Origin of the sequence: Catenulispora yoronensis (genome assembly GCF_039531695.1) — a bacterium.
Lineage (GTDB): Bacteria > Actinomycetota > Actinomycetes > Streptomycetales > Catenulisporaceae > Catenulispora > Catenulispora yoronensis.
This window is the reverse complement of sequence record NZ_BAAAQN010000021.1, coordinates 45,617-57,168: the sequence shown is the minus strand read 5'-3', so window position 1 is coordinate 57,168 and position 11,552 is coordinate 45,617. Positions and strand designations below refer to the sequence as shown.

Sequence of the window (11,552 nt, the reverse complement as noted above, 5' to 3'; positions counted from 1 at the left end):
TGCGTGGGTTTCGCGGAGGTCGGTGTTGAAGGGGGTTGGGGTTGCCGGTGGGGTGGAGTGGGGGTGGGGCTATGGATGGGCGGGGGCTGGGTATCTCGCGGAGCTGGGGCGGTCGGGGATCCGGTGGCGGTTACGGATTGTGAGTACTGGAAGGCGCGGGTGCTGGAGGAAGACCTGTACGAAATCGCAGGGGTGCACTCGCCGCACATCACGACGGTGAGGCAGGCCCCGGCAGCTGCATCTGCCTAGTAGGTGATCTGCACGGTTTCAGGAAGCACCCTCACCAGCGTCCTCTCGCAGCTGCTGGGTATATCGCTCAGAGCACGCGCACGAGGATGATTGCGACATTCCGATATATATCGACGTTCACGGCAGGCACGGATTCCCCTTCTTCCTCCAGCCGGGAGAGGCCGCGACGATAGCAATCGACTCGACCATCGTGCGCCGCCGTGACCGGGTCGAGGTCACGACGTCGTCAGGGCGTGTGGGCTGGCGAGGGCGGCCGCGTCGGCGAACCTTGCAGATTCAGATCTCGCCTTAGCGGCGGAGATGACAAACTGAGCCACGCGCCAGTCGCGAGATCGGTCGATGGTCTTGGCTGTCGCCAGGACACGGAATCCTTGCGCATCGACGAGAGCCTCAATAGAGCGGCGAGAGATTGAGCTTATCCGCATCGGTGCAGGGTAATGCAGGACTCGTTGCTGAATCCATCTGATCCATCGAAACGGTGCTAGGACAAAGACGGCCGCTTTGGCTGTTGGGCGCGGCGCGATGGGAACAGAGAGCATCACAAGACCATCGGGCCGCACGACACGGAGAAACTCGCTGATATAAGCGAGTGCCAGGTTACGCGACAAGTGTTGCAGCACCAGGCTCGTATAGACGAGATCGAAAGAGTCATCGTCAAAACAGCGCAGGTTAGGACGCTGGTTGTGAACATACGTGCATCGACCATGGCCCGCGTGCCGAGCGGCCTCGCTGAGCATGCTCCGAGAGATGTCCACCCCGACAACCTGCTCGAAGTGCTCCGCCAGCGCCAACGTCAGCCGACCTGCGCCGCAGCCGAAGTCCAGCGCCGTCGCCCGCGCGCCGCCGGCCAGACCTAGTCGGTTGACATAGGCCATCGCAGCGTCGATTTCCAGCCGCCCCGATGCGAAGAACTCGTTGATATCCCACCGGCGGCCTTTCTTTTGCGGATCGACGCACACCGCCCACAGCGGATCCTCCATGCCCAGCTGCTCCCAGTCCGCGGCCAACTGGTTTAGCTCATGGGCATTCTTCATTCCCTGAGTTTCTCACGTAGCCTGACCCCATGAGCGGCGACTACCGAGTGAAGCGTGCCTACGACGCACCGGTAAAGGCGGACGGGAAGCGGATCCTGGTCGATCGGCTATGGCCCCGCGGCGTCAGCAAGGAAGAGGCTGAGCTCGACGGCTGGGCCAAGGACGCGACGCCCTCGAATGAGCTGCGCAAGTGGTTCCATGAGAACCGGGACGAGTACGCGGTCTTCAAGGAACGCTATGACGCCGAGCTGGAAGGCGACGCGCAGAAGCAAGCCTTGGCGGAGCTCCGCGCGCTGCACGCTAAGCACACCGTCACCCTCATCACCGCCGCCAAGGACGTCGAGCACTCACACGTACCGATCCTTCTGCGGCACCTGGAGCGCGATGCATAGGGGCCCGCGCAAGACGCGTTAAGGCTCTGCGGTACAAAGGAATCGGAGGGAAATCCGATGAGATTCCAGACGCAGATCGACGTCGACGCCGCCCCCGACGTGGTGTGGCGGACCCTGACCGACGTGGAGTCCTGGCCGAACTGGACCGCGTCCATGACCTCTGTAGAGCGCCTCCAGCAGGGCGAAGTCGGGGTCGGAAGCAGTGCGCGCGTAACGCAACCCAAGCTGAAGGCCGCCGTCTACACCGTCACCGACTGCGAGCCGGGCAAGTCCTTCACCTGGGAGATGCGAACCACCGGCGTGAAGGTGCGCGCAGGCCACAGCCTCGAAGCGCTTAGCGAAGACCGGACACGCATGGTTCTCATCGTCGAGCAGACCGGCTCGCTGAGCGGTCTCATTGAGGCGATCTTCGGTAAGCGCACGCGCCAGTACGTTTCCATGGAGGCAGAGGGCCTCAAGAACGCAGCGGAATCGCTAAGGGCGAAGCCCGAGGAGCAATAGCAGTAAGCGAAACCGAGAAGCGACCTTGGGCTCCGAGACCGACCTCAGGCCCCATCAGTCCAAGGTCGCCGTCTCATCCGAATCCCAGTTGCCCGTCTCCATGTTGTAGTCATACAACGGACGCCCCTTGCCCCCGCTGGTCTGGAACGGCTGGCCGTGGTCGTCGATCCGCACTATGCCGCTGCGATCCCCGCTGCTCCAGTCCAGTTCCAGGTACCAGCTGACGTTGACCGCGGTCGCGTGCGCATAGACGGTCAGCACCTGCGGATCGGTCTTGGAAACCTTAAAGGGGAAGTCCACCGCAGGAATCACTGTGTCGCCCTCCTTGCCCGCCTGGGGACGCACCAGCGGACGGTCGGCGTCGAGATCCACTGCGAACGAAGTCGCCGCCATACCGCTTCCGCATCCCGACGCCATAGAGAACGCCGACCATGGCAGCGCCGCGGCCTTGCTCATCGTCCGTACATGCAGAGAGTGCAGTACGACGGTGTCGCCCGACGTCCCCTGCACTGCCAACTCCAGCTTCATCGTCCCGGCCGGTACAGCGCCCAGCGCTTTGGCCCAGCCGCGCGCGTCCTGCTCAGGAGGTGGCGGCGGAACCTCTGAGGGCTTCCGGTTGAGCAGGTACCACTGGTCGCACTTGTCCTCCCACTGGTAGGGACGGATATCGACCGAGAGAGGAGCGGGGAGGGATGGAGACGGCGAAGAGGGCAGCAGAGATGTAGGAGCAGTGGAGATAGGAGCCGCAGAAGTAGAAGCAGCGGAGGTAGAAGAGGCGGGCCCCGCTGCGCCTGGCGACTGCTGTGGGCTCGACTTCCCGGAGGTGGCGAACACAACCCCTGCGACCCCAGCCCCGACGCCCAGAACAGCAACGATCGCGAGCGCTGGAAGCAAGCGGCGTGGAGTCCGCACTGTGGGTCCAACGCCAGAGGACTCTGGCGGATTCTGCAGAACTTCACCAATAGGCGAAGTCTCGACCGGCTTCGGCTTCGGCTCCGGCCCTGACTCCTCCCCAGCAGCCACCTCAGCGACCGTTGAGGAACGAGCCTCGGACGCCAGCATCCACAGCCGATAGAGCTCCGCCATCTCCGCCGCCGTGGCACCGGTCAGCCGCGCGAACTTCTCGATCGTCGCGTACTCCGCCGGCACCGATTCCCCGCGCACGTACCGGTGCAGTGTCGACGTCCCCACATGCAACCGCTTGGCGAGAACGCCGTAGCTGAGCCCGGAACGCTCCTTCAACGACCCCAGCAGTTCGGCGAAACCGTCCGCCCCCGAGCCCACCAGATCCACCTTCCGTCCCGGATCCGCGTCCCATCCCCTGCGCGAATCCGCAGCTCATGCTACGGGAAACCGTCCCAGGCACGACAAAACCCTGTTCTACCCCCGACGAGCGCCACGCCGGAACGGACAAGCTGCGGAGCCATGACGAATCGAATGACCGACCGAATGACCGATCAAATGACCGACCGCCTCGGCACGCCCCGCAAGCACCTCCTCGCCGTCGCCGCGATAGCCGCCTCCGGCCTCCTCGGGCTGACCGCTTGTGGCAGCGCCGGCAAGGCCGACGCGGCGAACGCCGGCTCCGGCTCGGCGGCCACGAGCACCCCGGCCGTCGGCGCGCCGAGCACGAATCCGCCCGGGGCCGATGCCACGTCCGGATCCGGGGCCGAGTCCGCCACCGCGAATCCGAGCCAGAACCCGAGCCAGAACCCGACCCAGAGCCAGAACCAGAGCCCGAATCCGAACCAGAACCCGAACCAGACCCAGACCCACTCCGCCCCCACCGCCCCCAAAACCACCACCGCCAAACCCTCCACCCCCAAAACCACCGCCCCGGCCCGCCCCACCGACTGCGCCACCACCCAGCTCAAGCCCACCGTCACCAACCTCACCCGCCCTGTGAACCACGTCCTGCTCACCGTCACCAACACCGGCACCGGTCCGTGCAACCTGTACTACTACCCCGGCCTGCGCTTCGACGCCGACCAGCAGTCCGTCACCCAAGCCGTCGAGGACAGCAAGCCGCAGGCCGTCGTCACCATCGCCCCCGGCGAGTCCGCCTACGCCGCCATCGGCACCTCCGCGGCGGACGGCTCCGGCGGCGCCGGCCGGGTCGAGAAGCAGGTCGAGGTCTTCCTGGAGTCCCGGGACCAGTCCGGGTCGCTCCCCGGCGAACTGACGTTGCCGCTGCCGGCGAACACCTATGTCGACGACAAGGCCTTCGTCACCTACTGGCAGTCCGACCTGCAAAGCGCCGTCGCCTGGTAGCCGGCGCACAGGTACGAAATGCGGCACCGCCGCGAACCTGCTGCGAAACCGCCGCGAACCTGCTGCGAACCCACCACAAACCTGCCCGAGAACTCTGCGCATTACGGTGGTTGCATGGAGTCATCGCCGCCCGGGGTCCGCGCAGCGCTCGCCATCCCCGACTTCCGTCGGCTCTGGATCGCGTTGTCGCTGTCCAGCCTCGGCGACTGGCTGGGGCTGCTCGCGCAGTCCTCGCTGGCGGCCTCTCTCGCCGGCGGCGGCTACGCGGGCCGTTCCTACGCGGTCGCGGGCGTGTTCGTGCTGCGGCTGGTCCCGGCGGTGTTGTTCGGACCCATCGCCGGGGTCGCCGCCGACCGCCTGGACCGGCGGTCGACCATGGTGGTCGGGGACAGCGCGCGGTGCTTGCTGTTCGTCTCGATCCCGCTGGTCGGGACTCTGTGGTGGCTGTTGGTCGCGACGTTCCTGATCGAGATCGCGGCCATGTTCTGGATCCCGGCCAAGGAGGCGACGGTCCCGAACCTGGTGCCGCCGCGGCTGCTGGAGTCGGCGAACCAGGTGTCGCTGCTCACCGCCTACGGCACCGCGCCGCTGGCCGCTGGGGTTTTCACCTCACTCGCCCTGGTCACCGACGCGCTGGCCAGCCATTTCGCCTTCTTCACCGCCAAGCCGGTCAACCTGGCCCTCTACTTCGACGGCCTGACCTTCCTGTTCTCGGCGCTGACCATCGCCAGGTTGAAGGGCATCCCCGCGCGGTCGGCGACCGAGCGCGCCGCTCGGCGCGAGAACCGCACCGACAGCCGCTCGGCGCTGCGCACGCTGCTCGACGGCTGGCGCTACCTGGCCGCCGACAACCGGATCCGCGGTGTGATCATCGGCACCACCGGGGCGTTCGCGGCCGGCGGCGCGGTGGTCGGGCTGGCCCGGACCTACGTCGGCGACCTGCACGCCGGGCAGGCCGCCTACGGCGTGCTGTTCGGCGCGGTGTTCCTGGGCCTGGCCGCCGGGATGGCGACGGGGTCGCGGGTGCTCGCCGGGCTGCCGCGCGAGCGCCTGTTCGGCGTCGCGATCACCGCCGCCGGGCTGGTGCTCTGCGTGTTCGCGGTCGTGCCGAGCCTGCTGGTGGGGGTGCTGTGCGCGCTGCTCGTGGGATTCCTCGGCGGGACGGCGTGGATCGTCGGACAGACCATGCTGGGCCGCGAGGTCGCGGACGAGCTGCGCGGCCGCACCTTCGCGTTCGTGCAGTCGCTGATCCGGGTGACGCTGATCCTGATCCTGGCCGTCGCGCCCGCCGTGGCCGGTACCGTCGGGGCCCGCACGATCGAGCTGCCCGGCCCGGCGTCGATCACGTACGGTGGCGCCGCCATCACCTTGTTCGCGGCCGGTTTGCTGGCGGCGGGCGTCGGGTGGGTGGCGTACAGGATGATGGATGACGTGCCAGGGAAATCGTTGCGGCAGGAACTGAAGGCGGCGCTCAAGCGCACCGCCCCGTCGTCGCGCGCCGCCGGAGGCGGAGCGGGATCGGGATCGGCGTCGGGATCAGCGGGAACGGGAGCGGACGCCGACGGCGGCGTGCACCTGCCGCCGGGCGCCGACACGCCCGGACGCGGGACCAGGACAGGAAACACCATCGCCGCCGGCACCCATCCGGCCTCGACCGCCGGACCGACCGCCGGCCCGAACGCCGGCGCCTCGACCGCCGCCCCGGCCCCCGGCCAGGCCGCCGACCCGAACACCGGCCCCTACCCGGGCACCTTCATCTCCCTCGAAGGCGGCGACGGCAGCGGCAAGTCGACGCAGCTCGCCGCGCTCGCCGACTGGCTGCGCAGCCGCGGCCACGAGGTCGTCGTCACCCGCGAGCCCGGCGGTACGCCGCTGGGCACCAAGCTGCGGGCCATCGTCCTCGACGCCCGCAACGCCGGCGCCATCTCCTCGCGCGCCGAGGCGCTGCTCTACGCCGCCGACCGGGCCGACCACGTGGAGCGGGTGATCCGCCCGGCGCTGGCCCGGGGCGCGGTGGTCCTCACCGACCGCTTCATCGACTCCTCCCTGGCCTACCAGGGCGCCGGCCGCGAGCTGTCGCAGCGCGAGGTGGAGCTGCTCTCGCGCTGGGCCACGCAGGGGCTGATGCCGGACATCACGGTCCTGCTGGACCTGGACCCGACGGTGGCGGCGGGACGCCGCACCGGTCCGGCCGACCGGCTGGAGCTGGAGTCGGCGGACTTCCACCGGCGGGTCCGCGACAGCTACCTGGCGCTGGCCGAGGCCGATCCGGAGCGGTTCGTCGTGATCGACGCCGCCGCGCCGATCACCGAGATCAGCGGCCGGGTCCGGGCCCGGCTGGAGGGGCGGGTCCACCTCTCGCGGCGGGAGCAGAAGGAAGAGGCGACGCGGCAGCAGGCCGAGGCGGCCATGCTCGCGCAGATCCGCGCCCAGCAGCTGGCGTTGTTGTCGGAGGAGGAGCGGCAGAAGGTCGCCGCCGAGGCCGAGCGGCAGGAGCGGGAGCGCGTGGAGGAGGCCGCCCGCGCGGTCGTGCGGCACGAGCACCGGCAGCGGCTGGAGGAGAGCGCGGCGCGCGCCGAGCGCGAGGCGGCGGCCCGGGCGCGGGAGGCCGCCGAGCGGGACCTGTCCGCGACCGGCGCGACCGGCGCGACCGGAACCACCAGCGTAACCGGCACGACCGGCACGACCAGCGCAATCGGCACCCGGGCCGACCGGTTCGGGGCCTCGCCGGAGCAAGTATCGGCCGCGGCCCGGGCCACGGCCGAGGCCCGCGCGCAGGAGCAGGCCCGGGAGCGGGCGCGGCAGCAGGCCTGGGAGCAGGCCGCGGCGCAGCACGCCAGGCCGCAGTCCGCCGAGGCGGCCGACATCACGGCGCCGTCGGCGCGCGGCGAGTGGGACGTTCCGGACTACGTCGCCGAACCGGAGTTCGACGAGATCGGCGAGCCGGACGCCCGGTCGCTGGCCGACGAGTTGTTCGGCGTGCGGCCGGCGCGGCCGGGCCGGTCCGGGGAGGACTCGTGAGCGGCGCAGGACTCGTGAGCGGCGACGGCTTCGACAGCGTTCCCGAAGCGGCCGGCGCGGGCGCCGATTCCCGAGCCACGCCGCGCTCGACGACAGCCTTCGAGCCCTACGGCGTCTGGAGCGACCTCGTCGGCCAGGACCATGTCGGCGCCGAGCTGGTCCAGGCCGCGCTCGGGCACGGGATGACGCACGCGTGGCTGCTCACCGGTCCGCCCGGTTCGGGGCGGTCGACGGCGGCCCGGGTGTTCGCCGCCGCGCTCCAGTGCACCACGCCCGGCGAGCCCGGCTGCGGCCACTGCCTGGGCTGCCGCACCGTGCTCGACGGCACGCATCCGGACGTGCTCCAGCTCGCCACCGACCAGTTGTCGATCGGCGTCGCCGACACCCGCCAGCTGGTCCGGCGCTCGTCGATGACCCCGTCGTCGGGCCGCTGGCAGGTGCTGCTGATCGAGGACGCCGACCGGCTCACCGAGGCGGCGGGCAACGTGCTGCTGAAGGCTGTCGAGGAGCCGTCGTCGCGCACGGTGTGGATCCTCTGCGCGCCCGGCCGCGAAGACATGCTGCCCACGATCCGCTCCCGCTGCCGCCACCTGCTGCTGCGGACGCCGCCCTCCGGGGCGGTAGCCGAGATCCTGGTGCGCCGCGACGGCGTGGACCCGATCCGGGCCCGGGAGGCCGCGCGCGCCGCGCAGGGCCACATCGGCCGGGCCAAGCGGCTGGCCACCGACGACGAGGCGCGGGCCAAGCGGACCGAGGTGCTGGCGCTGGCCTCGTCGCTGACCGACATAGGGTCGGCGCTGGCGGCAGCGCAGAAGCTGGTCGACGCGACGATATCGGAGGCCAAGCGGACCGCCGAGGAGCGCGACGCGCACGAGACCGCCGATCTGCGGCTGGCGCTGGGCTTCCAGGAGGGCTCGCGCAAGGCGGTGCCCGGCGCGGCCGGCGCGTTGAAGGATCTGGAGTCGCGGCAGAAGAAGCGCGCGACGCGGATGCAGCGCGACGCCCTGGACCTGGCGCTGGTGGACCTGGCCGCGTTCTACCGGGACGTGCTCGCGGTGCAGCTCGGCGCGCTCGGCGGGCCCGGCGGCGACGTCACCGAGCCGGTGCACGACGACCAGTACGCCGCCGTGCGGCGGATCGCGGCCAACGGGACGCCGGAGGCCACGCTGCGGCGGATCGAGGCGGTGCTGGCGTGCCGGAAGGCGGTGGAGCGGAACGTGGCTCCGCTGCTGGCGGTGGAGGCGATGGCGGTGAGCTTGCGGTAGTTCCGGCAGCCGGCATCAGGCGTCCGGCAGCCGTCTTGCCTCGCCGCCTACACCGCCATCCGCCAAGGCCGCACCGCCGCCACCGGCATCGCCTCCCGGGCGGCCCGCTCCCGGTGCTCCTTCGGGCTGATCCCGCGCACCCGCTTGAACGCGGTGCTCAGCGCGAACGCGCTGCCGTAGCCGACCTTCTCGGCGACCGACGCGATGGTCGCGGCGGGGTCGCACAGCAGGTCGGCCGACAGCGCCAGCCGCCAGTTCGCCAAGTACGCCATCGGCGGCTCGCCGACCTCGGTCGTGAACCGCCGGGCCAGCGCCGCACGGGACACGTGCGCGGCGTCGGCGAGTTCGGCGACGGTCCACGGATGCGCGGGATCGTCGTGCATCAGCCGCAGCGCGGTCCCGATCACCGGATCGTCCTGGGCGCGGTACCAGGCCGGCGCCTCGACGTCGGGGCGGGCGAGCCAGGTCCGCAGCGCCACCACGGTCAGCAGGTCGAGCAGGCGGTCCAGCACCGCGTCCTGGCCGGGGGCGTCCCGGGCGACCTCGGCGCCCAGGAGCGGGATCAGCGGCGTGTCGCATTCGCCGCTGCGCAGCACGGCCAGCGGCGGGAGCGCGGCCAGCAGCGGCGCGCAGATCTCGCTGAGGACCTGGTACGTGCCGGTGACCAGCACCGTCGCGCCGTCCGGGGCGTTGCCCCAGCTGCGCGTGCCCAGGGTGCGCAGGTCGCCCAGGTCCTCGCCGGAGGGCGTCGTGCAGCGCTGCCCGGGGTGGATCAGCGCCTGCGGCTCGGTCGCCGGGTCGTCGGCGACCGCGTACGGGTCCGGGCCGCGCAGAATCGCCAGGTCGCCGGGACGGAGCTCGGTCGGGGGCAGGCCCTCGGGCAGCACCCAGGCGGATCCGGAGACCACGGCGACCAGCGTCAGCGGCGCGCGGTCCCGCACCTCCAGCGCCCAGGGCGGCGTCAGGTGTGATCGCAGCAGGAAGGCGCCGTCGGCGCGCGGTCCGTTCAGCAGACCGGCTATCACGTCCATGCCTCGACTGTAGACGATGGCGTATGGATGTGTGGAGTCTGAGCCATTCTGAATCTCATTCGCGGCCGGTGTACTGGTTCTCATGAACGAGAACACGAACGAAGAGACCAACAAGACCAACAAGACCACCGAGACCGCCGGGACCGCCGCCTCCCCGCTGACCCTGGTCCTCGGCGCCTCCGGCAAGACCGGCCGCCGCGTGGCCGACCGGCTGGAGCTGGCCGGAGTGAACATCCGGCGCGGCAGCCGCGTCGCCGACCCGGCCTTCGACTGGGACGATCCGGTGACCTGGCCGGACGCGCTGGACGGCGTCGGCGCCGTCTACCTGTCCTTCTTCCCCGACCTGGCCGTCCCCGGCGCGCCGGAGGCCGTCGCGGCCTTCACCGAGCAGGCCAAGGCGGCCGGAGTGCGGCGCGTGGTGCTGCTGTCGGGCCGCGGCGAGGTCGAGGCCCAGCGGTGCGAGCAGATCGTCGCCGACGGCCCCTTCGAGTGGACCGTGGTCCGGGCCAGCTGGTTCGCGCAGAACTTCTCCGAAGGCGCGTTCCTGGACTCGGTCCTGTCCGGCGAGGTCGCGCTGCCGGTCGGCGACGTCGGCGAACCCTTCGTCGACGCCGAGGACATCGCCGACGTCGCGGTCGCCGCCCTCACCGAGGACGGCCACCACGGCCAGGTCTACGAGGTCACCGGCCCGCGGCTGCTGACGTTCGCCGAGGCGGTCGCCGCCATCGCGCAGGCCGCCGGGCGCGAGATCGCCTTCACGCCGATCCCGCTGGAAGCCTTCACCAATTATCTCGCCGAGGCGGGAGAGCCCCAGGAGGTCATCGACATGCTCGCCTACCTGTTCACCGAGGTCCTGGACGGCCGCAACGCCCACATCGATGACGGAGTGTTCCGCGCCCTGGGACGGCCGCCGCGCGACTTTGCCGACTACGCCGAGACCGTCGCCGCGAACGGAGCCTGGAAGTGACCGCCGACTACTCGCCTGCCAAGCACACCGGCACCCGCGGTGCCGCGACGATCCTGGCCTCCGCCACCATCGTCATGGGCCTGATCGCCGGCGTCTACTACGCCTTCGCCTGCGCGGTGATGCTGGGCCTCGGAGCCTCCGGGGACCGGACCTTCATCGAGGCGATGCAGAACATCAACACCAAGATCGAGAATCCGCTGTTCTTCCTGAGCTTCTTCGGGGCGCTGGTGCTGCCGGCCTGGGCGCTGCGCAAGTACCGGCACGACCGCCGGATGCGGCTGTGGATCGCCGCCGCGCTCGGGCTCTACGTGATCGGCCTGCTGACCACGATGGGGATCAACATCCCGCTGAACAACGACCTGGCGGCGGCCGGGAACCCGGCGAAGATCGCCGATCCGGCGGCGGTGCGGGCGCACTTCGAGAACACCTGGAACACGTGGAACATCGCTCGGGCTCTGCTTTCCACCGGAGCCGCCGCCTGCTTGGCGCGGGCGATGATGCTCCTGGGAAAAGCTGAGCCCGAGCAGCGTCTGTATCCGCCGGTCGACTCAGGGCCGCTTCTTGTGGGTGGCAGTACGTAGCGTCGGGAAGGTGCAGACAGCCGTCACGCTCGCGACCCGGCCGGAGTTCTCGGTGCATGAGGTGACGTGTGCGGGCGGTCACGCCACCTGGTCGGCGACCGAGGAGCATCAGGAGCACCGGCTGGTGCTGGTCCGGCGAGGGCGGTTCCGGCGGTCGGCGAACGGGGCGGAAGCCGATCTCGACCGGACGACCGCATATCTGGCCGCGCCGGGAGAGGAAGAACGCTTTGCGCATCCGGC

General features: G+C 70.4%; 10 protein-coding genes. 7 read left to right on the top strand and 3 right to left on the bottom strand.

The features are described from left to right. Positions 1–464 precede the first annotated feature (464 nt). Positions 465–1,283: a class I SAM-dependent methyltransferase gene (locus ABD481_RS18990; RefSeq protein WP_344667026.1), complete on the bottom strand. Its 819-nt coding sequence runs from the start codon at positions 1,281–1,283 to the stop codon at positions 465–467. 29 nt (positions 1,284–1,312) lie between these two features. Between ABD481_RS18990 and ABD481_RS18985 the strand changes: the two genes are divergently transcribed. Together ABD481_RS18985 and ABD481_RS18980 are read left to right on the top strand one after the other, a co-directional pair. Then, positions 1,313–1,675: a DUF488 domain-containing protein gene (locus ABD481_RS18985; protein WP_344667025.1), complete on the top strand. Its 363-nt coding sequence runs from the start codon at positions 1,313–1,315 to the stop codon at positions 1,673–1,675. A gap of 57 nt (positions 1,676–1,732) precedes the next feature. Then, complete coding sequence (locus ABD481_RS18980; RefSeq protein ID WP_344667024.1) at positions 1,733–2,176, top strand: SRPBCC family protein; 444 nt, start codon at positions 1,733–1,735, stop codon at positions 2,174–2,176. Positions 2,177–2,230: 54 nt separating this feature from the next. Here ABD481_RS18980 and ABD481_RS18975 read toward each other — a convergent pair whose 3' ends face one another. Continuing rightward, entirely contained in the window at positions 2,231–3,469 is a 1,239-nt protein-coding gene (locus ABD481_RS18975; protein ID WP_344667023.1) for a helix-turn-helix domain-containing protein, read from the bottom strand. Between the two features lie 156 nt (positions 3,470–3,625). On the opposite strand from ABD481_RS18975, the gene ABD481_RS18970 reads away from it, so the two are divergent. From ABD481_RS18970 to ABD481_RS18960, 3 genes are all read left to right on the top strand, one after another. Further along, a complete protein-coding gene (locus ABD481_RS18970; RefSeq protein WP_344667022.1) occupies positions 3,626–4,447 on the top strand; it encodes a DUF4232 domain-containing protein in 822 nt (273 codons plus the stop codon). A gap of 114 nt (positions 4,448–4,561) precedes the next feature. Further along, on the top strand, positions 4,562–7,468 hold the full coding sequence (tmk, locus tag ABD481_RS18965) for a dTMP kinase (protein ID WP_344667021.1): 2,907 nt from the start codon (positions 4,562–4,564) through the stop codon (positions 7,466–7,468). A 155-nt stretch (positions 7,469–7,623) separates the two neighbouring features. Continuing rightward, positions 7,624–8,733 carry a DNA polymerase III subunit delta' gene (locus tag ABD481_RS18960; RefSeq protein ID WP_425559221.1) on the top strand — a complete coding sequence of 370 codons (1,110 nt, stop codon included), beginning with the start codon at positions 7,624–7,626 and terminating at the stop codon, positions 8,731–8,733. 47 nt (positions 8,734–8,780) lie between these two features. On the opposite strand, the gene ABD481_RS18955 is transcribed toward ABD481_RS18960, so the two are convergent. Further along, on the bottom strand, positions 8,781–9,764 hold the full coding sequence (locus ABD481_RS18955; RefSeq protein ID WP_344667019.1) for an AraC family transcriptional regulator: 984 nt from the start codon (positions 9,762–9,764) through the stop codon (positions 8,781–8,783). An 82-nt stretch (positions 9,765–9,846) separates the two neighbouring features. On the opposite strand from ABD481_RS18955, the gene ABD481_RS18950 reads away from it, so the two are divergent. Together ABD481_RS18950 and ABD481_RS18945 are read left to right on the top strand one after the other, a co-directional pair. Beyond that, the gene (locus ABD481_RS18950) at positions 9,847–10,731 is read left to right on the top strand and encodes a Rossmann-fold NAD(P)-binding domain-containing protein (protein ID WP_344667018.1); all 885 of its coding nucleotides are present in this window, start codon (positions 9,847–9,849) and stop codon (positions 10,729–10,731) included. Next, the gene (locus tag ABD481_RS18945; RefSeq protein WP_344667017.1) at positions 10,728–11,312 is read left to right on the top strand and encodes an anthrone oxygenase family protein; all 585 of its coding nucleotides are present in this window, start codon (positions 10,728–10,730) and stop codon (positions 11,310–11,312) included. Before ABD481_RS18950 ends, ABD481_RS18945 begins: the two co-directional genes overlap by 4 nt. Positions 11,313–11,552: the final 240 nt, after the last annotated feature.

Coding starts and splice junctions, on each gene's coding strand:
- ABD481_RS18990 (WP_344667026.1), bottom strand. CDS start 1,283: ATGAAGAATGCCCATGAGCTAAACCAGTTGGCCGCGGACTGGGAGCAG.
- ABD481_RS18985 (WP_344667025.1), top strand. CDS start 1,313: ATGAGCGGCGACTACCGAGTGAAGCGTGCCTACGACGCACCGGTAAAG.
- ABD481_RS18980 (WP_344667024.1), top strand. CDS start 1,733: ATGAGATTCCAGACGCAGATCGACGTCGACGCCGCCCCCGACGTGGTG.
- ABD481_RS18970 (WP_344667022.1), top strand. CDS start 3,626: ATGACCGATCAAATGACCGACCGCCTCGGCACGCCCCGCAAGCACCTC.
- tmk (WP_344667021.1), top strand. CDS start 4,562: ATGGAGTCATCGCCGCCCGGGGTCCGCGCAGCGCTCGCCATCCCCGAC.
- ABD481_RS18955 (WP_344667019.1), bottom strand. CDS start 9,764: ATGGACGTGATAGCCGGTCTGCTGAACGGACCGCGCGCCGACGGCGCC.
- ABD481_RS18950 (WP_344667018.1), top strand. CDS start 9,847: ATGAACGAGAACACGAACGAAGAGACCAACAAGACCAACAAGACCACC.